The sequence below is a fragment of the Aquirufa sp. ROCK-SH2 genome (assembly GCF_054558315.1).
This window is the reverse complement of the sequence record NZ_JBPXKB010000002.1, coordinates 73,509-95,329: the sequence shown is the minus strand read 5'-3', so window position 1 is coordinate 95,329 and position 21,821 is coordinate 73,509. Positions and strand designations below refer to the sequence as shown.

Sequence of the window (21,821 nt, the reverse complement as noted above, 5' to 3'; positions counted from 1 at the left end):
TATAGCTGCATCTTTCGTAGGAAAGGGGAGCAATAATGATAAAAAGGTTATACTTTTATAGTGTAACCTTTTTTTATTTTTGTTATATGGGAAGATGTATTTTAAAATCAGATAAAGACAAAGCTCAATGGTATGATTCTGAAATTCAAAAGATGGATTATAGAATCAGAGAATTAAAAATACCTCGGCCTGCATTAAGAGCATTAGTTAATTTATCGATTTATACAATAGAGCAACTTCAAAAATTGTCACCTGAAGAATTAAGTTCATTACATGGAATAGGTCCTTCTACAATTTTGAAGCTTAAAATAATTTTATAGTGTTTTAGCTGTAGTTTTTGTCAATAAGGGGGAGCAGATATCAAAGTAAAAGGGTTATACTTGTACAGTGTAACCCTTTTTTTATGAAAACACTAGGTTTTTTATTGTTAATATCCCTTTCTTGCTCGTGTCAAAGCACGATAAAAAACAATTCAAAGAGTGAATCTAAGACCGAAAATATAAATTCAGAATATTCTTATAAATGGACTAAAATATCAGATAGTGCTAAAGTAACCCAAATGAATAGAGCTTTCAGGAACTCTAAATTTAATGGGAATTTATCAAAATGGGATGTGAGTAACGTAATTGATATGTCATATATGTTTGATTCGGCTATTTTTAATAATGATATTTCAAATTGGAATGTAAGTAAAGTTCAAAATATGGAATATTTATTTTGGCAAAGCCGTTTTAATAAAGACATTTCAAGATGGGACGTTAGAAATGTAACTAATATGCAATAAATGTTTTTGATGAGTATAATTAATTCAGATATTTCAAATTGGGATGTGAGTAAAGTAAGAAATATGACAAATATGTTTGCTTATAATAATGTATTTAACCAAAATTTGTCAAAGTGGAGTGTGAAATTGGTGAATCAATATCTTTTTTTTTCACATGAGAATACTTCCTGGACTCTACCAAAACCTAATTTTACAAATTGTACTCCTTAAAGAATCTTATTAAGTTATTTTAATTAAATGTTTATGCGCACTACTTTATTCTTTCTTATTTTTTTAACTCTACTCAATAGTTGTAAAAAAGAAGTACTTCAAAATCCTCCCACAGTTTTAACAAGGATTGCGTCCGAAATAAAGACCAAATCTGCTACACTTAATGCGGAAATAACAGATGAAGGTTTTTCAACGATTTCAGAAAGGGGGTTTTATTATAGTGATAAAAATTCAAACCCGACTATTATTGATTCAAAAATTCAATCTGGAAGCGGGAAGGGAGCCTTTTCTTCGGTCATAGAAAATCTCCCTTTAAATACGAAATTTTATTTTAAAGCCTTTGCTACAAATTCAAAAGGTACAAGCATTGGGGAGGTACAGAATTTTACTACATCAGATTACGCATTGGCAACTTTAAATACGGCTTCTCCGAAAAATATTACTTATACAACTGTTGAATTAGTCGGAGAAATATTGGAAGAAGGAGGTGGTTCTGTTTCTGAAAACGGTTTTGTTTTAAGCGTCAATCCTGCTCCTACTATAACCGATTTAAAATTCCCTGTATCAAAGGGAAAAGGCAGTTTCGCACTTGTCGCAAGCAAACTCAAGCTAAATACTAAATATTATGTTAGAACATATGCAATAAATGAAAAAGGAATTGCATATGGAAGCGAGCAAAACTTTACAACATTAGATTACAGTTTGGCGTCAATTAGTACGGATGTTCCTAAAAATATCACGACAAGTACAGTTGAAATTTTTAGTACAATTTCAAATGAGGGAGGAGGAAACGTAACTGAAAGAGGATTTTGTTTAAGCTTGAACGCTAATCCTACGGTCAGTGACAATAAGCTTCCTGTAAGTAGCAAAGGAGCAGGAACTTTTTCTTTAATTGTTACAAGCCTTAAGGGTAACACTAAATATTTCATACGCTCATATGCAATAAATGAAAAAGGAATTGCTTATGGGAGCGAGCAAAACTTTACAACGTTAGATTACAGCCTGGCTACAATTAGTACGGATGTTCCTAAAAATATCACGACAAGTACAGTTGAAATGTTTAGTACAATTTCAAATGAGGGAGGCGGCACCGTATCAGAACGGGGATTTTGTTTAAGCTTATATGCCAATCCAACTATTATTGACAATAAGTTTCCTGTAAGTAGTAAGGGTGCTGGCACTTTTTCTCTGGTAGTTACAAGTCTTAAGGAGAATACTAAATATTATATTCGTTCATATGCCATTAATGAAAAAGGTGTTGCCTATGGAAATGAACATAGCTTTACTACATTAAATTATGAGGTTCCAACATTAAAAACAGAAGCCCCTCAAAATATTACCTTTTCTTCGGCTGAAATATCATTAAAGCTTATCCAAAATGGAGGATTAGATATATTGGAGTCAGGTTTAGTTTATGGATTAAGCTCTTTGCCAACAATAAATGATACTAAAATTAAATCTACAGATGTTTTAAATAGCTCTTCTATTTTGATTTCTAATTTAAAAGAAAAAACAAAATATTATGTTCGAGCTTATGCAATGAATAAAAAGGGGGTAGGCTATGGTAATGAACAGGTTTTTTTTACTACTGAAATTACAGTTGTTAAAAGTCTTACTGGTAGAATTTGGATGGATAGAAATTTAGGTGCCAATAGGGTAGCGACAAGTAGTGGAGATATAGAAAGTTTTGGAAATCTATATCAATGGGGCCGTAATTCTGATGGGCATCAAAATCGAAATTCCGAAAATATCCAAACTTTATCAAATGTAGATAATCCTAACTTACCATACTTTATAGTTAGCAATAGTTATCCTAGTGATTGGCGGAATCCTCAAAATAATAATTTATGGCAAGGGGTTAATGGAATTAATAATGTATGCCCTGTTGGTTTTAGAATACCAACATTACAAGAATGGGTTAACGAATTTAATGTGTACCCCATAACAAGTGGGGAAAGCGCCTTTAATTCCATATTAAAATTGCCTTTGGCAGGAATAAGAAGAATAGATGATTTTGGCAGAATTAGTAATACGACTGTTTCGGGGCTTTATTGGACTAGTGACACCTATGGGGTTTATGCCTCTAGTATTTATTTTGATAATCGTTCAGCTTCCACCAAAAATGGTGGATCACCAAGAGCACATGGGATGTCTATTAGGTGTATTAAAGATTAAACATATTAATCGAATTTTCTGAAAAAGTCTTCAATTTTTTTCATAAAAGTTAATTTTTCTATCAAATTTTAAAGTACTTAACAAAATTGAAGGCTCCAACATCCTATCTTTCAGAAAGCCATACTTGAATAGCTATCCACCTGACGGATGGCTTTTTCTTTGTCCATCAATGAGTTAGGGTTTTGCATCTTTTGATTTTTCATTTTGACCTTTTTCAGAAAAGATACAACTAATGACATTTTCTTGTTTTCTCAAACATCATTTGCCTTTATATAAATTGCATTTGTCCCCAAATGTACAAATGGGAACCTTTTTTATTTTGTTAAAATCTTTTCAATTTTTTTATGTGGTTAGTTTTGAAAAAATAAAATACGATATGAAAAAACTAATTTATTTAATCTTTTTGTTGGGTTCGGTGAGTGTATCTGCTCAAACAAAAAAAGAATGTACGGAATTGTTAAAAGCTGAAAAACAGGTTGAAGCAAATATTAAAATGTACAAAGATACTTGGGATAAGATTTTTAATCTGCGAGATATTGACCAAATAAATGATAAGAATTTTGCAACGGATGTTACCTGGGTTACACAGAAAGAAGTTGTAGGAGGGAAAGGAATTGAATCTTTCAAAAAACATTTCAACTATTACTTACTAACATTTTCAGATATCAAATTTACTTTTATCGATTTATGGGGGCATGGAGACAAATTAGTGAAACATTGGAATTTTAAAGGGATTCATACTGCTACTGGAAAAACAATGGATTTATCGGGCGTTACTTTAGTTAAAATGAAAGATGGTAAAATTATTGAAGAACAAGATTTTGATGATAATTTGTGGTATAGTCAACAATTAGGAAATTACCTTGTAAAATAATTTCTTTTTATAGTCACATACTCAATTAAGGTATTATAGCTGCATCTTTCGTCTGTAAGGGGAGCAAATAAAAAGACAAAAGGGTTATACTTTGATAGTATGACCCTTTTTCTTATTCATAGTCCTAGCACCTATCATTTAACACATCATCCTTGAACTGAAGTAGCTGTTTCTTCATTGTCTTTATCTCTTTCATTTTTTGTTCCAAGGAAATCAATTTATCATATAGAATTTCCAACTTTTGTTCTTTGGTATATCTATTGTTGTACCAAGCGTCCAAGGTTTGGCCAATTTCTTTGATAGTAAATCCTACCGATTTTGCATCACTTATGAATTCAAGTTTTTCAATCGTTACTTCATCATAATGAAAGTAATTATTCGATTTAACGGTTTCATCTTGTTTACCCTCTATTAAGCCCGACTTTTCATAAAAGCGGATGGTATGAGTTGAGAGTCCTGTTTTTTTAGATAGTTCATTTATTAACATGGAACAAATATACAGATTTGAAAAATAAATATCAACCATAGACTATACTCTAATGTTGTAGGTTTGAAATTAACCCAATAATTTTGTTCAAAATATAAAATGATATACATGAAAAAGACCGTATTGATTACAGGAACATCAAGTGGAATTGGGAAAGCAACTGTTTTAGAGTTTGCTAAAATGGGTTGGAATGTAATTGCAACTCAAAGAAATCCAGAAAATGAATTAGATTTCAAAGAGCTACCAAATGTGAAAATGTATTCTTTGGATGTTACCCATCTTGAAAGTATACAACAAACGCTATCACAAGCAGAAAAAGATTTTGGGAAAATAGATGTAGTGGTAAATAACGCAGGTTATGGTGTTGATGGAGCATTTGAAGCAATGACAGATGAAATTATCGAAAAACAATTTAATACTAATGTCTTTGGTTTGATGCGTGTGACGAGAGAAGCAATCAAACATATGAGACCGAATGGCGGGGGAACGATTATCCAAATTTCAAGTATGGGAGGTAAAATCACATTTCCTTTATACAGCATTTATCACGCTACAAAATTTGCAGTAGAGGGTTTTACCGAGTCCCTTCATTATGAGTTAGACCAGTTTAACATAAAAATGAAGCTCGTTGAACCGGGACCTATTGTTACTGATTTTTATGGTAGAAGTCGTCAATTTATTAAACCCACTGACACCAATCAATATGACGGCTTTATTCAAAAGTTTAATGAGGCGGCTGAAAAAGTAATGAAAGAAGCTGAAGGCCCTGAAGTTGTTGCAAAAATGATTTACAAATCTGCCACTGACAATAGTAATCAATTGAGATATGCTGTGGGGAAACCCGGACCTATGTTGTTGATGTTAAGAAAATTACTTTCGGACAAGTTATACTTTTTGATGGTTAGAAAAAGTTACAATTTATAATTTCAAATTTGGTAAATCTACAAGATTTTTAACCCTTAGATCAAGTCTAAATTTTATATTTATAAATAAATATTTATTGTTTATCAATAAATTAGTGATAGATTTGTAACATAAATAGTATGAATTATGTCTAAAGGAACCGATTTTCTTTTCAAAGTGCTTAATGTACTGGCTTGGATCATTTTTATTGGCTTATGTATCGATACTGGTGGCTTGATTGTTAATGCTTTTGTCTCAATTTTTATCAATCCTGTTGCATCTTCCAAATTTTGGGGTGGAATGAATTTATATGAATTGTATCAATTCAATGAAAGTCATTTTATAACGATTGTTGTTCTTATGATCATTGTTTCAATGTTGAAGTCCACATTGTTCTATTTGATTATCAACCTTTTTCATCAAAAGAAATTAAATTTATCAAGCCCTTTTAATGAAACGATGGGTAAATACATTTTTAATCTATCCTACTTATCATTTGGAATAGGTCTTTTTATTTATTGGGGTAAGAATTTATATAATTGGTTGAAAATAGTAAGCAATGATAATGTTTCACCATCTATTCAACAACTAAAATTTGAAGGTGCAGATGTATGGTTATTTATGGGTGTTATTCTTCTCATATTTGCTTTGATTTTTAAGAAAGGAATTGAATTACAATCAGAAAATGATTTAACTGTATAACCTATGCCAATTATTGTAAACTTGGATGTAATGATGGCAAAACGAAAAATGTCGTTAAATGAATTATCTGAAAAAGTCGGATTAACATTGGCAAATCTGTCAATTCTTAAGACTGGAAAAGCAAAAGCAATAAGATTTAGTACCTTAGAAGCAATTTGCAAGGTTTTGGATTGTCAACCTGCTGATATATTAGAGTGTGTAAATAAATAGTAAAAATGACCCCAAGAATAGAAACAATAACCGAGAAGAAATTGGTTGGAAAACGAATGTCAATGAGTTATGCCGATTATAGAATTGGAGAATTATGGGCTAGCTTTATGCCAAGACGAAAAGAGATAGCGGATCACTTGACAAACGATTTAATATCCTTAGTTGTCTACTCTCCAACTCATTTTGAAAACTTCAATCCAACTAACGAATTCGAAAGATGGGCAACGGTAGAGGTCTCTCATTTTGAAAATATACCCGAAGAAATGGAAACTTATATTTTGCCAAGTGGACTATATGCCGTTTTTAATTACAAAGGATTAAGCGCTGGTATTTCGAATTTTTACCAAAACATTTTTACGATTTGGTTACCTCATTCAAACTATTTATTAGACAATGGAGCACATTTTGAGGTTTTAGGTGAAAAATACAAAAACAATGACCCATCATCTGAAGAAGAAATTTGGATACCTATCAAAGCAAAATAAGTAACTGACTTCGTGCAAATTTACACGAAGTTCAACCCATAATTTCAAACTAAATAATTTTTAACTATATGCTCCTTGATGTAATCCCAAAACTTCCCATGCGCAATAAATATAAAACGGAAGATTATTATATTAATCAATTGGGGTTTGAACTTTTAGGCGATTATGGGAACTATCTATTGATTAAAAAAGAAGGAATTGAAATACATTTTTTTTCATTTGAATCGCTCGATCCAAATGAAAATGATGGACAAGTTTATATTCGAGTGACAGAAATTGAAAATCTTTATCAATTGTTATTAGACAATGCTGTAGCTATCCATCCAAATGGACATTTGGAAGAGAAACCTTGGGGACAAAAAGAATTCTCTCTCCTCGACCCAGATAATAATTTACTTACTTTTGGACAATCGATGTAAAAAATTTAGTGATCTTCAAGCATATAATTTAATGGTATTTGCACGTTATCATTTAGATTCACTTAAACGTTCTAAAATATGAAAAATAACCTACCCGTTTATGTTCGAGGAATATTTGGATTATTCTTCATCATTCTAGTTCAAATGCGATCAGAAGCCCGTTTTTTAGCCTATAACAAGGTGGATTCTAGTTCGTTCAAACAATTCAAAGGATCTATTTTGGATAGTAAAACAAAGAATGAGTTAAGCTTTTCAAGCATATCTGTTTCTGGAACAAGCATTTCGACCATTAGCAACAGTGAAGGAAAATTTTCCATAAAAGTTCCTATAGAAAATCAGAATGCAAGCCTTATGATTTCATTTTTAGGCTATAAAAATAAGGTTGTTCCGATTAAAGACTTACTGCCAGAAAAAAATGTGATCTATTTGGAGCCTAGTAATATTTTGCTCGAAGAAGTGGTCGTAAAAATGACCGATGCAAAAAATATATTTTCAGGGGTATTAAATAATCGATTACAGAATTATGGAAACGATCCCATTCAAATGACGGGTTTTTATCGGGAAACTATTCGAAAACGACGCACCTATGTGTCCCTTTCTGAATCCATTGTTAATATCCAAAAACAGCCTTTTTCAGTAAGTTCACAAGACCAAGTTAATCTTTATAAGGGTCGAAAAAATACGGATTATGCCAAATTAGATACTGTCAATTTTAAATTGCAAGGAGGACCTTTTGCGGCCTTATACGTTGATTTAATTAAATATCCCAGTTTTATATTTTCAGATAATGCTTTCGAATTGTATGATTTTACGTTAGAGGATATTACCCAAATTAATGGCAACCAAGTATTAGTTTTAGCTTTCAAACAAAAACCTACCAACGAAAATGCGCTTTACTATGGCCAATTGTATATTGATGCGAAAAGTCTGGCAATTATAAGCGCGACCTTTCAACTAAATCTAGAAGATAAAAACAAAGCAGGACTTCAATTTATCAACAAAAAACCCGTTGGTGTGAATGTTTATCCAACAGAAGTACGTTATCAAATTAATTACCGACAACAAAATGGGAAATGGATTTTTGCCTATTCTCGAGGGGATTTGACCTTTAAATTAAATTGGGACAAAAGAATATTCAATACGGTTTACAGCACCACGTTCGAAATGGCGGCCACGGATTGGAAAAAATTGGATATCAAAGAGAATCAAAGTGTACAAAAATTGAATTCTAATGTCATTATTTCAGATAAAGTCTTCAGTTTAGCTGACCCAGATTTTTGGGGAGAATATAATATCATAGAACCTGAAAAATCCATTGAGTCGGCCATCCGAAAAATCCAAAGAAAAATATTAAATGATCGATCGAACGATTAAATTGGGTTTTGAATCCTCTGCAGAAGGCTAATCTGTAAAGTAAAATTTGAAATTCAACCAATTGTTCCAAGATCAACTATGAAATACATCTTATTTGTTTTCGCCATTTTACTCTCTGGAATGTTATATTCCCAAAGGCCATTGAATGCCAAAGCATTTAAGGCCAGGGAAGTTTATCATTCAGAAGATTTGGTGATTATTCAAATTTCCTCAAATGCCTTTGTACACAAATCATTCCTTCAAACCAATGATTTTGGCAAAGTTTCCTGTAATGGAATGATTGTTAGAAATAGCAATGAAGTGATTGTATTTGATACTCCTACCAATAATAAATGTGCATCAGATTTAATCAAATTCATAAAAGAAAAGCTCCATTGTAAAATAAACGCAATCGTTCCTACTCACTTTCATGAGGATTGTCTAGGAGGTTTAGCTTCTTTTCATGAACAAAAAATTCCTTCTTTTGGGAATATTAAAACCATCGAATTATCCCAAACGGCACAAGTTATTTCTCCTCAAAATGGATTTAAAGATTCCCTTCGTTTGACATTGGGAAAAACGCATGTACTGGTAAAATACTTTGGAGAAGGGCATACTAAAGACAATGTTGTTGGATATTTTCCCAATGAAAATATTTTATTTGGAGGTTGTTTAATCAAAGAGTTAGATGCTACAAAAGGTTATTTAGGGGATGCAAATATCGGTGCATGGTCGAATACCGTGGAGAAAGTGAAACAACAATATCCTAGTGTTAAATTAGTGATTCCTGGTCATGGTGAAATAGGTGGAAAAGAATTACTAGATTACACGATTCAATTATTTAAGAATAATTAGTTAAAACTTCGTAAACGGTCAATTTAAGGGTTTTAAGAGTTCAGTTATAGGAAGAGAGAAGTAAATGCACACAGCTGTGCTGAGTGTGTATTATGAATGGAACTTATAGTTTAATTACTCCTTGAAGAAAAACAAAACACCGTGTCTTTGTGTTAACACAAAGTTTTCACCAAGTTTTTAAACATTAAGTCATTAAGAATCCATTAAGATTTTTCTCTCTTCTCTTTCCTCTCTTCGCTCTTCTTTTAAACATTAAGCCATTAAGAATCATTAAGATTTTTCTCTTTTCTTATCCTTGAAAAAAATCAGATTATTGATTGGAAATATAAGTTTTCTGTTAGTGATTCTGATTTTCTTTTTTTAAGGGGTAATGCGTCCCCTTACCCCCTGCAATTTACGATTTATAAAGTTCAGTTAATTGATAAAATTTTAGGAAGAGGGGAAAGAGAAGATACAACGCGCACAACTGTGCTGAGTGTGTATTATGAATGGAACTTATAGTTCAATTACTCCTTGAAGAAAAACAAAACACCGTGTCTTTGTGTTAACACAAAGGCGCAAAAGTTTAAAACATTAAGGCATTAAGAATCATTAAGATTTTTCTCTTTTCTTATCCTTGAAAAAAATCAGATTATTGATTGGAAATATAAGTTTCTAGTTAGTGAAACTGATTTTCATTTTTTAAGGGGTAATGCGACCCCTTACCCCCTGCAATTTACGATTTATAAAGTTCAGTTAATTGATAAATTGAAATCCTTTATTTTTGAATGATCAAAACTCAAATACCCCATGGAAAATAGTGCTTCAAATGACCGAATCAAAAAGATGCTTTTTGGCACGGTGTATCCTTTATACCTAGCAAAAGTGGAGAAAAAGGGTAGAACAAAAGAAGAACTGGACCTTGTTATTTCTTGGTTAACAGGATTTACCGCAGTAGAAATAGAAAAGCACATCTATGAGCGTTCTACTTTTGAAACCTTTTTTGCTGAAGCTAGGCTTCATGACAATGCAAAGCTGATTACAGGGATGGTTTGTGGTTATCGTATAGAAGAAATTGAGAACGAACTTACAAAAAAAATTAGGTGGCTTGATAAACTAGTAGACGAGCTAGCGAAAGGCAGAAAAATGGATAAAATTTTGCGGATTGTTTAAAATTGGTAAATTTTGGTGTTTATATCCATGCTTACGTGAAGAAATCTAATAATTTCAATTTCTGAATCAGTCAATTTTCTGTAAAAAATAATGTGTTTATTTGAAACAAATCCGAAGATTTCGTTTGGAAAATCAACATACTTTTTACCTAAATTTTGGTTTTGAGCTATTTTACTACAATCATAGATTAATCTTTGATAATACTTGTCAGCTTGGGTTTCTGACCAAGTATTTTTTGTGTAAAACCAAATCGAACTAATGTCTTCTGTTGCTTTATGGGTTAGGTAATAAGTTGAAATCATTAATTCGTTCCTTTTAATATTTTTATGTGATCACTAGGATTAAAGTCTTTATTGATTCCGCTTTCCAGACCTTCTTTCAGGGCCATTTTTAAAGCAATAATTTTATTTTCTTCAAGTTCTAATAGTCTTAAACCTGCACGAATAACTTCACTAGCATTTTTATATCGACCTTCTGCAACAGAATTATCGACAAACGATTCAAAGTAATCTCCAAGCGAAATGGATGTATTGCGTCCCATATTTGTTATATTTTTTCTCAAATTACCAAAAATTGGTAATTTCATCAAATAGAAATAGCATTTGAGCTCACAAAAAAGTTTGATTGCTTGATAAATTAGTGGATGAATTGGCGAAAGGCAGAAAAATGCTCTCCCTTTCAGATTATTCTACCACTAATTTTCGAATGTCCTTTCCCACTTGAATAAAATAGATTCCAGCACTCAATGAATGAATATCAGAAATTTTATAATCATTGATTGCATTAGGAATCTGTGATATTTCTTTCTCAAATACGATTCGCCCCATAGAATCTATTATCTTAACACCAACTGCCAGTTGGTGTTCTGCCTCCCAAGAAAGATGAATGACGTCCCGTGAAGGATTGGGATAGATAGTTAAAGCCGAAACGCTTTCCTTCTCTATTCCTAAAACTTGGAAATTGGGAATATCCCAAGGAACTAAATTTAAATTTTTATTATTCCATTCTTCATTCACAAATAAGTGAAATTCTCCGCTCAATAGGTTGATAGGCAAAGTGCTTTGACTAACATCAAACGATTTCCCCGTGAAATAATCATACCATTTGCCTGTCACAGGGAAGGACAAGGAAAAGGCTTTTGCTTCAAGCCCCGAATTGGCAATAAGAATAACTTGAGTATTCCCCTCTGTTAAAATCACTTGTTTGACTAAATTACCAACATCCAGTTTAAAATCGCTGGTTTGGAAGATGGATTTATTTAATCTCAATTGGGCAAATTGTTGATAAACTCCCAATAATTTATTTCGTTCTTTATCTTGTAAATAATTCCAAAAAGTAGGTTTTGTGCCCGTCCGCCCATTGGAATTGATGGAAATATTATACCCTAATTCACCAAATTGCCAAATCATCTTTGGTCCAGGAATGATGAAAAATAATGCCGCTGCCATTTTCATTCGATCCAATTTCTCGTTTTCGCTGAACACTTTTTTCGCTTCTGAACTAGCTATTTCCACCATGAGGCGTTCTTCATCGTGGCTTTCCATGTAATTAATTAAATGAGGCTGCTTGAAGCCCCTTGTTTTATAGGAAATCCAATCATAATTGGTAGGATATGCCTGAACGATTTTTGTCATATCAAATTTTGCATTTGCCCAAAGCATCATTCCCGTTTCGGCTAATTCTTTTTCTTCTGAATTATCCGCAAAATGCTCCAAGATCACATAGGCACCGGCATCGTAGCTTCGAATTTTATTGTAAATTCTTTTCCAAATCTTTATTCTGCTGGCATCATATTGTCCCCATAAATCTACATTTGTGCCTGAATTTTTCTGTGTGAAACCTTTGGATAAATCAAATCGAAAACCATCAACTTTATATTCATTGAGCCAATATTGACAAACGGTATCGACCAGCCATTGGGTGTGTTGGCTTTCGTGATTAAAATCAAAGAAAACGCTGTAAGGATGTGTGGCTGTTACATTAAAAAAAGGACTATTGGCGGTAGGTTTAGTTCCATCCCAATACATTTTCACATAGGGATTTTCTACATCTGCCTGATTCAAAACCATGTCTAAAATAATGGCTATACCGTTTTCGTGGCATTTGTCAATGAGATACTTTAAATCGTTTTTGGTTCCATAGGCTTTGTCAGGGGCAAAATAAAAGATGGGATTATAGCCCCAAGAATCGTTTCCTGTAAACTCCATCACCGGCATTAATTCCAGCGCATTGATTCCCAATTTTTTCAAATAGGGTAAAGAATCTGCCACCGTGACGTAGCGTTTATCTTCTACAAAGTCACGCACGAGTAATTCATAAATTGTCAAATTGGTAGAAGTAGGCCGCAGAAAATTCTTAATTTTCCATGGATATTCGATTTGTCCCGTTGAAAAAACCGAAACAATTCCAGACCCACCAGCTGGGTATTTTTTTAAATTAGGGTAGGTCTTCTTCGGGATATCATTATCGTTGTTGGGATCTAAAATCTTATCTGCCAAAGGATCCGCTACGCTTAAATTTCCATCAATGGAAAACTGATAAGCAATCTCTTGACCCGCAGGGAAACTTCCTAAATCTATCCAATACCGATTTTCGTCTGGAGTTCGATTCATTAAATAGGCAGGATTGACCTTCCAATCTGAAAATTCACCAATGACGTACACAAACGATTTTTGCGGAGCATAAAAGGATAAAAAAACTCGATCACCTATATAATTTATGCCATCTTTTAAACCAGCAGGACGATCTTTTACGGCGACAAGCGGTTTCGTCAAAAATTGAACGGAATCCTTTATTTTTTCATTGGCTGTTGTTAAACTAAGGACAAACTGATTTGCTCTGCCTTGCTCTGCACCCAATTGGTAAGAAACATTGATGGAGTCGGTAGCAGTTTGACTCCAGATAAGAGTCGTCCCTAATTTTAACTCTGCATAGGCTTTTGTAGAAAATGCTGCTCGGATGTTCACCGTTTGTCCTGCCTCACTCAATGTGAATTTATTGGGAGGAGATAGCCATTTAACAGCCAATGAGCCTGTATATAGATTCAATTGGAAATCTTCAGTTTGACTTTTTCCATCACCACTTTTTAATAAAAGTCCCAGCTTCACAATGGGTGTCCCTGAGGGAACAGAAAAATAGCTTCTTGGATTTATCTTGATGGACCAAACATCGTTACCCAAAGGGGTCATTTTTCCCTTATCGAAGGGAAGAGCAAAATTGTTTTGTCCGATGGGTTGAAATTGAAAAGCGCTACCAGTTTCGGTTGAACCTGCCCCTGCCCACAAGTAAACATCGGATGATTTTCCTAAAAGACCGCTAGCACGAGCGTCTTTGGCCTTTTTTATATCAACAATGAGGGTTATTTCATTATCTCCATTTGGAAAAAGCTCTTGGGTAGTTACTTGTCCAAATGCACTTAAATGGAATATTAATAAGAAGAAAATAAGTAAATGTTTGTTGAATGGCATCGATAATACGTTTTCAAAATGAAACTAGCTTATTCATCCAATTTCATATAAACTCCTAAATTAGAAAAAAGCCTTTAGCTTGCAACCTCGCTATTAAATTAGGAAACAGAATTTTAATTCTAATCTTTATTATTCGCTGTCGCAACAACTTGGGATTTCATCGATTAACTGACTGTATATCTTGTGCTTGGGGTAATAATTGATAGTTTTGTGTCATACCTATTCAATTATGAAATGAAACAAATCTCCCTACTATTAATTTTAGGTTTTATTGTTTTTGGAGCAAGTGCCCAACAAAAAACCTGGAGCCCTTTTTATGCTAAGTTAAATCCCGTAACTCCATTGAATACATCTTCTTTTGCTCATCCAAAAGCAGAAGATTTACCATGGGTACGTTGGAATTTTCCACCTGAAACGGCTGAAATATCCGAATTAGAAAAGCAATTGGTTGAATTAAAGGCGGCTGGAATTGCTGGGGTAGAAATTGGTCAAGGTGGCGAACCTACTTTGACGCAAATTGAAGCTCTTTTGAAAAAAGGTAATGAATTGGGAATTAAAATCAGTTTAAAATACAAAACGGGGGCACCTATTCCTGGCAATTTTTCCATTAAAAATGATTTTGCTAGGAAAACATTATCTGCATCAGATACACTTTTGAATGCAGGTCAAATCTTCACCGATTCGCTTCCTGGGAAAGGAACTCTTTTAGCCGTGCATGCCTATCGTGTCAATAAAATTCCTTTGAAGGATTCAAAATTGTTAACGATTGATGCATCTTCTCGAATTAATTTATGGGACCAAGTAAAGGCATCTAATGGGAAGGGGTATTTTGGAAAACCAACTACTGGACATTTGACTTGGACTGCCCCTGCGGGAGAGGGAAATTGGACCATCATTGTTATACGCATGGTAGGTGTAGATCCACAACCTGAGGTGTTTAGTTTGGAAGGTACGCGCTTGCTTATTCAAGGTTATGAGTCTTATTGGACCACAAGTATCAAAGAACTTTTGAAACAAAATGCAGGAGACATTTTTATTGATTCCCACTCGATTGATGGTTTCGGTGCACCGAGTGATGTTTGGAGTAGTAATATGGCTTTGGATTTTCAAACTCAGGTAGGGTATGATCTTATGCCGCATTTACCCATATTGATTGACGCAGGAATTGACCGTGTTTGGGGGCCTCGCGGAGGAGGAATGGACATCAAGCATTATTATACCTATTCTGATCAAAGTGATGTTCGAATTCGCGCGGATTACAATCAAGTAAGATCAAATTTGTTTGTAGAAAATCGAATAAAGCCTTTTAGTGATTGGGCGCATGGGTATAATTTGGCACTTCGACTTCAACCGGAGGATGTTCCAACAGTGAATATTCCAGACCAAATACAAGTAAGCTATTTTCTAGATCGTCCAGAGCATGAAACATTATCTTCAGGGGATCAAATTGATGTTTACCGTCCGATGGCTTCGGCAAATCACATCAGTGGAAATACTTGGTATTCGAATGAACTTGCTGCTGCTCGTTCTTTGAATTATGCTCAAACGTTTCAAGACATTCTTGTTCGTCAAAACAAAAATTTTGCGAGTGGACAAAGCAAAGGGGTTTATCATGTTTATCCTTATTCTTTTAACCCGAAGTCTGTTTGGCCAGGTTACAATACTTTTGCTGAAGGAAATTTTGCGAATAGTTGGGGGCCAAGAAACCCAATCTGGGCTGCGGATGCCTTGATGATTAACACTTGGATGGCTAGAAACGAGCAGGTTTTAAAGCAAGGTCGCGCTAAAATAGACGTGGCTGTTTACATGCAAAACTATTCCTTTCCGGCCCCATTTGTAGCGGGCGTAGGGAATATTCGTTTTTGGAATGATTTAAGCCTGCAAGAACAGGGCTATACTTGGGATTATTTAAACCCCTCCATGTTGTATTTGCCACAAGTAAATGTAAGTCATCAGCGCTTATATGAAGCAGGGCCTTCCTACAAAGCATTTATTTTAAATGGACATTTGCAATCGGGGTCTGTATATAATCCAGCAAAAAATACGCTGCCTATTCAGGTAGCTGAAATTATGTTGAACTATGCCAAAAGTGGACTTCCTGTGATCCTTGTTGGGCCTCTACCTAGTCGTACGCCTGGGAATAAGCCATCAGAAGATGAAAAATTGAAACAAATTTTGGAGGAATTAAAGAAGCATCAATCGGTACATTCGCTTGCTACTGAAAAAGAGGTTCCTGGATTTTTAAAATCGATAGGAATAAATCCGAGCATGGAGCCAGAAAAACCTTCAAGTCTTATGAGTATGCGCCGATTTGATCCTAAAACTGGAACCAATTATTACTTTTTATATAATCAAGGAGATGATCAAATCCCACCTCCAGGCTATAGTACAGAGGAGAAATATAAAAACTTACAAGGGACTCCAGGTAATATGTTTGAGGAGCCAAAGGCAGTGCGTACCAAGGGGCCAACTTATGGTACAAAAATAGGGAAAGAATTATCCACAAAAATTAGTTTAGAGGGCTATGGTCAACCCTTTTTGATGAATGCATGGTCGGGAGAAATACAACCAATTGTTTATTATCAACGTAAAGGGAATCGAGTATGGATCGATGTACACTTGGCTGTTGACGAATCTATGTTAATAGGTATAAGTCAAAACCCTAAGCAACTTGGACTGCCTAGTCAAGCGGTACACACCCTCTCAACCACAGCAGAAGGAGTAATTCCCGTATCAAATGGACAAATGGCAATTTATGCTAGTCAAAAAGGGAAGTATTTAAGCATTTTGAGTAATGGAAAGAAGGTAATATCTCAAATACCAGCATCCATGGAAGCAAAGGACTTAACAATTGGAACTTGGAAGTTACGGATAGAAGATTGGAAGCCCGCTAATCCCTATGGAAGAACGGGTTCAGCAAGTGTGACAACCGAAAAGTCGCAAATGGATTTAACCTTAAATGGATTAAAGCCTTGGCCTGATATAGCGGAGTTGAAGAATGTTTCTGGGATAGGTACATATACATATGAATTAGAATTGCCAAGTGATTGGAATCCAGCAAAGCATGGAGCAAAGTTGAGTTTGGGGCAAGTAGTGGACACCTTTACCTTAAAAGTAAACGGGAAATCCGTTTCAGTAGATCAAATATCAGCAGAAACGGATTTAGGAGCAACGCTAAAAGCGGGCAAAAATAGCATAGAAATTCGAGTAGCAACTACCTTGAATAATCGGTTGGTGTCACTTAATAAAGCGGCCGCTGACAGGGGGATAATTCAGGAATATGGACTTGTAGGTCCTGTTTTGTTGAAACCTTATTCGAAAGCGTTAATTACTTTGAAATAAAAATGAAAACCCTGAAAATATGAATTCCTTATTTCCAATAATCAAACATTGGCCCATTACATCCAAATATTGGATCGGTGTTTGGTATCGGAATATTTGCAATTTCTTGTAGGATATAAGGATGCTCCTCTAAACTACGTTTCAAGTTCCAATCTACCCCATTTGGATATCATCAATAAACAGATAATGTGATGAGTTGTAAAGGGAATAATGTCCAACACCGGCAGGCATGATAATGACATCACCTGTTTCTACCACTAATTCAACTCCATGTTGACCACCAATTTTTAATTTTACGGTGCCTTCAGCTAAGCCTAAAACCTCATGGGTATTGCTATGAAAATGGTCATAGGGTAAAATGATTTCCTTCCAATTGATTGCTTGTTTTTTTACTAAATTTACCTAAAATTTATCAAATGAAAACTCCCGTAAAATTGGACGAATTCCCGTCTAAAGAATTTTTCACTCAAAAATGGGAAGAGTATTTGGAGGCCTTTACATTGGCGGATTATGAGAAATTGGGGAATCAATTCCATTATCCAGTTTCACTGATATTGGCTAATCCCATTATTTTAAAAGACAAGTTTAGTTTTTTGGAAACGATAAAATTGGTTCGAGAAAAGTGGCTTCAACCAGGATATTCTTACTCTAAAACGAACTCTCTAAAACTAGTTAAGCTTACTGAAACTTCTTGTTACTTAGATGCTTTTTACAGTAGATATAATGCTTCCAATGAAATAATTTTTAAAGGGCATGGACTTTATTTTTTTAATAAAATCAATAATGAGTGGAAGATTCAAGTAAATATGTCAATAAATTAAAAGCCCACTATGCAAGACACCATCAAAAAATTCAAATTTAAAGCACCTGGTATTGTACTGAATGCACCTAAAAATATAGAAGAAGAATTCATCAAAATGGGCTTCAACACCCATTTTGATGTCTCTAAAAGTTCCAACACCTTGGTTTTTCTTTCAAATAAAGAGGAATTTATGAGCTTTCTTCAAACGGATTTATCCAATATAGAGTTTGACTCCGTGTTATGGTTTGCTTATCCAAAGGGAACCTCAAAAATCAATACCGATATAAATCGAGATATATTACGGGTTAGTGGAGAAGAATTTGGCATCACTACTGTAACTGCTATTGCTATTGATGAAACTTGGTCTGCTTTGCGTTTCCGACCTATTGAAAAAGTGGGGAAATAATCATTGTTTGTAAAAACCCATTTATATACATAAATTTGTACATAAATTTGTACATAAAATTGTACAAAATGTTAACAACTACTTTGTCTGACTTTAGAAAAGACATTAAAAATTATTTTGATCAGGTAACCCAAAGTTTTGAAACACTCATTATCAATCGTGGAAAAGATACAGGTGTAGTCGTTATTTCATTAGAGGAATACAATTCGCTAATAAATACGCAACATGAGATGTCTTCTCGGATTAATCAGCAAAGATTAGATGAGTCGATTAAGGAAATTAAATCAGGCAAAAAATTGATAAAAAAATTGGCTGACTGATGAAATTTGTGTTTACAGAACTTTCCTGGGAGGATAATCTTTATTGGCAGAAAAATGATAAGCAAAAACTGAAACGCATCAATGAATTGCTGAAAGATATTTCACGAAATTCGTATGAAGGAATTGGTAAACCTGAACCCTTGCGGTTTAATTATGCTGGCTTCTGGTCTAGACGAATTGATGAGGAACATCGATTGATTTACAGAGTTATGGAAGATGAGATTCAAATAGTAAAATGTCGTTTTCATTATGATTAAAAGATAAAAAAGCCATTTGTAACTAACAGGTGGCTTTTTTATCTTTTAACTGAATGCTATTTCATTAGCTCCAAAATACCCTTTGTATCATAAGAAAGCCATTCTTCTTTAATTTTTCCATCTTTCATTAGGTCCACAGCAATTAATACAACTTTGGTTTTTTTGTCACCTTTTGCCATAATTGCCTGCTGATAGGAGATCACGTACCTATTGGGATTGTTCATGTTTTTACTTTGGTGAACGTATTCCCAAATTGGAGCTACTCTTTCAAATTTCACTGAAATTCCATTGGATTTTAAAGCGGTAATGAAACCGATATTTTGTTCCAAATTCTTTTCTTCCGTGTTATCATGAAATTTAGCATCTGAAGCATAAAATGATTTATATTTTTCTGTATCTAATGCTTCTAGTGCCTTTACAGACTGCAAAACCAAATTCGTATTTGGAGATTGTTCAAGGCTGTAACCTGATAGAAAGCCTTCTGTAGGTAAATTTGTTGAGCTTGGATTTGATGTTTGTGCCTTTGCTAATGTTGAAATAAAAAGCAATGCAAGAAGGATTTTTTTCATAAAAAATTGAATTTAATGTGTAATAATTTTTTTGCAAATTCATCATACGCTATTCAATATTCCATTAAATTGGCATTGAATTTGTTCCAAGTCGCCAAACTGGAACAAATTGTTGGGACTCTAAACTTATCATACAATCTATGGGTATCTTTTTCCCCTTATTTGGAATATTTACGTCTTTTTTATTAATCTATTATTTCAGCTCATTAAATAGATCGAATGGGTTTTTAGCCCTTTTTTTCTTGTGTTGTAATTGGATTGTACTGATTTATTACGGATTACATTACACGAAAGATCCGTTTTGGGAAGGAATTTGTTTTGTGCATTGGCTACCGCTTTCTTATCTCTTGGGACCACTGTTGTTTTATTACGTAAAAACAACGGTGACGGATCAAAACAAATTAGAAAGAGTTGACCTATTTCATCTAATTCCCGCTGTTTTTATAGCCATTAATTGCCTTCCATTTACCTTGCTCCCCTTTGATCAAAAGGCTAGCATTGCGCATGAGATTATCAATGTGACAGAAAAATACACGCTCGATTTTTACTTTGTTTCTTTTGAGTTTATACTAGTTTCGCGGTGTTTGCACCTAATCGTCTATTGTGTCCTTTCAGTGGTTTATTTTAATCGCATTTCAAAAAATCGACTCACTTCTTTTGGGACATTATCAAGCAATCACTTGATTTTAAAAAGGTGGATTTACCTGCTTTGTGCGATTCAATTGGTCATTTCCAGTAATAGTATATTGCACATGTTGACGGTGGTGGGCATACATTTTGACTTTCAAAGTGATGGGTATACTCAAATTTTTACGTCAAAGAAACACTATTTTGGAGTTGCAGGCGGAGGCTTTTTTCTGCAAAATTTATTGTTGTTTTTATTTCCTAAAATTTTGTACGGAAACGTTTCTTTTATTCCAGAACAGGGAAATATTTTAAACGAGTTTAAATCCATTCTTCCAAAGAAAAGAAAAAATGTGACATTTGATTTAGACATCGAAGAGGAATTAACCGTTTATTTACAATCGCTGCCATTCACAAAAAAGGAATTCTCCTTAGCCCAAATGGCCTTCGATTTAAAAATTTCAGAAAGGACCTTGTCGCTTTATTTCAACACCAAATTGGGCTTACCATTTAGCGATTGGCGCAAAAAAATACGGATTGACTATGCGATTCAAATGATTAAATCGGGGGATTCTAAAAAAATTACCATCGAAGCTATTTCAAGCAATGCAGGATTTGCTTCTAGGTCTAAATTCATTGATGCCTTTAAAGAGCTTGTTGGAGAAACTCCTTCTGCCTATATAAAATCATTGGGATTGAAAGAATAGTAAATGGTAATATATATTGCATCGTATCACATTAAAGATTATTTTTGATTATGCCAAAATTAGATCGGTCTTATAGTACATCTGGAAATATTTACGAGCAAAAGAAGGAGGTTCTTCATTATAAAAAAATGAATTCGGTGGAGAAAGGCGAAGTTTTTGCTTATTTAAACAGCATTTCCTACAATTACCCTTTAGGGTCCCCCCCTAAAATGGATAAAACTATCTTTTCATCTCGAAAAATGTAATCATGGGGAATATTTTTAACCCAGACTTTCAATAATTTTTATTGGCTTTGAATAACAATAAAGTCAATTATGTGTTGGTTGGGGGGTATTCTGTTATTTATCACGGATTCCCAAGAACAATTGGAGATTTAGATATTTTTGTTGAAGTTTCAAAAACCAATTATGAAAATCTGGTTCGTGCATTTGAAGAATTTCAAATGCCTATTTTTGATATGACAGAGGATTCGTTTTTAAAACAATCCCACATTAATGTTTACACTTTCGGACGACCTCCAATATGCATAGAAATTTTAAAAGAAATTTCAGGTTTTACATTTGAAGAAATAAATTTAAACGCTTTAGAGACAGTATTTGAAGAAATTCCAATGAAGATCATCCATTTAAACGATTTACGTAGGAATAAAAAAATTAGTGGACGAGCAAAGGATTTAAATGATTTGGAAAATCTTGCTGAATTATAATTAAACCATTTA

Annotated in this window: 26 protein-coding genes; 20 read left to right on the top strand and 6 right to left on the bottom strand. The window is 33.8% G+C overall.

All coding sequences use genetic code 11. The features are described from left to right. Positions 1-86: 86 nt before the first annotated feature. The 5 genes from V7S79_RS04390 (at position 87) to V7S79_RS04370 (ending at position 4,043) form a co-directional block, all read left to right on the top strand. Complete coding sequence (locus tag V7S79_RS04390) at positions 87-320, top strand: helix-hairpin-helix domain-containing protein (RefSeq protein WP_459489347.1); 234 nt, start codon at positions 87-89, stop codon at positions 318-320. A gap of 83 nt (positions 321-403) precedes the next feature. Beyond that, positions 404-784, top strand: a complete 381-nt coding sequence (locus V7S79_RS04385; protein ID WP_459489346.1) for a BspA family leucine-rich repeat surface protein — start codon at positions 404-406, stop codon at positions 782-784. Next, complete coding sequence (locus V7S79_RS04380) at positions 785-994, top strand: BspA family leucine-rich repeat surface protein (RefSeq protein WP_459489345.1); 210 nt, start codon at positions 785-787, stop codon at positions 992-994. A 33-nt stretch (positions 995-1,027) separates the two neighbouring features. Continuing rightward, entirely contained in the window at positions 1,028-3,169 is a 2,142-nt protein-coding gene (locus V7S79_RS04375; RefSeq protein ID WP_459489344.1) for a fibrobacter succinogenes major paralogous domain-containing protein, read from the top strand. A gap of 376 nt (positions 3,170-3,545) precedes the next feature. Then, positions 3,546-4,043, top strand: a complete 498-nt coding sequence (locus V7S79_RS04370) for an ester cyclase (RefSeq protein WP_459489343.1) — start codon at positions 3,546-3,548, stop codon at positions 4,041-4,043. Between the two features lie 124 nt (positions 4,044-4,167). Here the strand turns inward: V7S79_RS04370 and V7S79_RS04365 are convergent, their stop codons facing one another. Further along, the gene (locus tag V7S79_RS04365; protein WP_459489342.1) at positions 4,168-4,530 is read right to left on the bottom strand and encodes a MerR family transcriptional regulator; all 363 of its coding nucleotides are present in this window, start codon (positions 4,528-4,530) and stop codon (positions 4,168-4,170) included. Between the two features lie 108 nt (positions 4,531-4,638). Here V7S79_RS04365 and V7S79_RS04360 point away from each other — a divergent pair, with 108 nt between their 5' ends. The 8 genes from V7S79_RS04360 (at position 4,639) to V7S79_RS04325 (ending at position 10,609) form a co-directional block, all read left to right on the top strand. After that, a complete protein-coding gene (locus tag V7S79_RS04360) occupies positions 4,639-5,454 on the top strand; it encodes an SDR family oxidoreductase (RefSeq protein WP_459489341.1) in 816 nt (271 codons plus the stop codon). Positions 5,455-5,580: 126 nt separating this feature from the next. Next, positions 5,581-6,135, top strand: a complete 555-nt coding sequence (locus V7S79_RS04355) for a DUF2975 domain-containing protein (RefSeq protein ID WP_459489340.1) — start codon at positions 5,581-5,583, stop codon at positions 6,133-6,135. Positions 6,136-6,138: 3 nt separating this feature from the next. Beyond that, a complete protein-coding gene (locus tag V7S79_RS04350) occupies positions 6,139-6,345 on the top strand; it encodes a helix-turn-helix domain-containing protein (protein ID WP_459489339.1) in 207 nt (68 codons plus the stop codon). 5 nt (positions 6,346-6,350) lie between these two features. Then, complete coding sequence (locus V7S79_RS04345) at positions 6,351-6,830, top strand: GyrI-like domain-containing protein (protein ID WP_459489338.1); 480 nt, start codon at positions 6,351-6,353, stop codon at positions 6,828-6,830. A gap of 98 nt (positions 6,831-6,928) precedes the next feature. Then, positions 6,929-7,249: a bleomycin resistance protein gene (locus V7S79_RS04340; protein ID WP_459489337.1), complete on the top strand. Its 321-nt coding sequence runs from the start codon at positions 6,929-6,931 to the stop codon at positions 7,247-7,249. A gap of 78 nt (positions 7,250-7,327) precedes the next feature. Beyond that, a complete protein-coding gene (locus V7S79_RS04335) occupies positions 7,328-8,623 on the top strand; it encodes a carboxypeptidase-like regulatory domain-containing protein (protein WP_459489336.1) in 1,296 nt (431 codons plus the stop codon). Between the two features lie 78 nt (positions 8,624-8,701). Then, complete coding sequence (bla, locus tag V7S79_RS04330) at positions 8,702-9,457, top strand: subclass B1 metallo-beta-lactamase (protein WP_459489335.1); 756 nt, start codon at positions 8,702-8,704, stop codon at positions 9,455-9,457. Positions 9,458-10,246: 789 nt separating this feature from the next. Then, positions 10,247-10,609: a DUF2200 domain-containing protein gene (locus V7S79_RS04325; protein ID WP_459489334.1), complete on the top strand. Its 363-nt coding sequence runs from the start codon at positions 10,247-10,249 to the stop codon at positions 10,607-10,609. Here the strand turns inward: V7S79_RS04325 and V7S79_RS04320 are convergent. The 3 genes from V7S79_RS04320 to V7S79_RS04310 all read right to left on the bottom strand — a co-directional run bounded on the left by V7S79_RS04320 (position 10,606) and on the right by V7S79_RS04310 (position 14,076). After that, on the bottom strand, positions 10,606-10,911 hold the full coding sequence (locus tag V7S79_RS04320; protein ID WP_459489333.1) for a type II toxin-antitoxin system RelE/ParE family toxin: 306 nt from the start codon (positions 10,909-10,911) through the stop codon (positions 10,606-10,608). The genes V7S79_RS04325 and V7S79_RS04320 overlap by 4 nt on opposite strands. After that, a complete protein-coding gene (locus V7S79_RS04315; RefSeq protein ID WP_459489332.1) occupies positions 10,911-11,195 on the bottom strand; it encodes a type II toxin-antitoxin system ParD family antitoxin in 285 nt (94 codons plus the stop codon). Before V7S79_RS04315 ends, V7S79_RS04320 begins: the two co-directional genes overlap by 1 nt. Positions 11,196-11,292: 97 nt before the next feature. After that, positions 11,293-14,076 carry an alpha-amylase family glycosyl hydrolase gene (locus V7S79_RS04310; protein ID WP_459489331.1) on the bottom strand — a complete coding sequence of 928 codons (2,784 nt, stop codon included), beginning with the start codon at positions 14,074-14,076 and terminating at the stop codon, positions 11,293-11,295. 234 nt (positions 14,077-14,310) lie between these two features. Between V7S79_RS04310 and V7S79_RS04305 the strand changes: the two genes are divergently transcribed. Beyond that, entirely contained in the window at positions 14,311-17,418 is a 3,108-nt protein-coding gene (locus V7S79_RS04305) for a glycosyl hydrolase (protein WP_459489330.1), read from the top strand. 153 nt (positions 17,419-17,571) lie between these two features. On the opposite strand, the gene V7S79_RS04300 is transcribed toward V7S79_RS04305, so the two are convergent. Continuing rightward, positions 17,572-17,778, bottom strand: coding sequence for a cupin domain-containing protein (locus tag V7S79_RS04300; RefSeq protein WP_459489878.1), 207 nt, complete (start codon positions 17,776-17,778; stop codon positions 17,572-17,574). A gap of 56 nt (positions 17,779-17,834) precedes the next feature. Between V7S79_RS04300 and V7S79_RS04295 the strand changes: the two genes are divergently transcribed. The 4 genes from V7S79_RS04295 (at position 17,835) to V7S79_RS04280 (ending at position 19,203) form a co-directional block, all read left to right on the top strand. Next, positions 17,835-18,239, top strand: coding sequence for a hypothetical protein (locus V7S79_RS04295; RefSeq protein ID WP_459489329.1), 405 nt, complete (start codon positions 17,835-17,837; stop codon positions 18,237-18,239). 9 nt (positions 18,240-18,248) lie between these two features. Beyond that, a complete protein-coding gene (locus tag V7S79_RS04290) occupies positions 18,249-18,626 on the top strand; it encodes a hypothetical protein (RefSeq protein ID WP_459489328.1) in 378 nt (125 codons plus the stop codon). Positions 18,627-18,694: 68 nt separating this feature from the next. Next, complete coding sequence (locus V7S79_RS04285) at positions 18,695-18,946, top strand: type II toxin-antitoxin system Phd/YefM family antitoxin (protein ID WP_459489327.1); 252 nt, start codon at positions 18,695-18,697, stop codon at positions 18,944-18,946. Then, positions 18,946-19,203 (top strand): Txe/YoeB family addiction module toxin, encoded by a 258-nt coding sequence (locus tag V7S79_RS04280; protein WP_459489326.1) that lies wholly within the window; start codon positions 18,946-18,948, stop codon positions 19,201-19,203. Before V7S79_RS04285 ends, V7S79_RS04280 begins: the two co-directional genes overlap by 1 nt. A gap of 56 nt (positions 19,204-19,259) precedes the next feature. On the opposite strand, the gene V7S79_RS04275 is transcribed toward V7S79_RS04280, so the two are convergent. Continuing rightward, entirely contained in the window at positions 19,260-19,772 is a 513-nt protein-coding gene (locus tag V7S79_RS04275; RefSeq protein WP_459489325.1) for a hypothetical protein, read from the bottom strand. A 140-nt stretch (positions 19,773-19,912) separates the two neighbouring features. On the opposite strand from V7S79_RS04275, the gene V7S79_RS04270 reads away from it, so the two are divergent. Both V7S79_RS04270 and V7S79_RS04265 read left to right on the top strand, forming a co-directional pair. Next, positions 19,913-21,103 carry a helix-turn-helix domain-containing protein gene (locus V7S79_RS04270; RefSeq protein ID WP_459489324.1) on the top strand — a complete coding sequence of 397 codons (1,191 nt, stop codon included), beginning with the start codon at positions 19,913-19,915 and terminating at the stop codon, positions 21,101-21,103. A 292-nt stretch (positions 21,104-21,395) separates the two neighbouring features. Continuing rightward, positions 21,396-21,809: a hypothetical protein gene (locus V7S79_RS04265; protein ID WP_459489323.1), complete on the top strand. Its 414-nt coding sequence runs from the start codon at positions 21,396-21,398 to the stop codon at positions 21,807-21,809. The last annotated feature ends 12 nt before the right edge of the window (positions 21,810-21,821 follow it).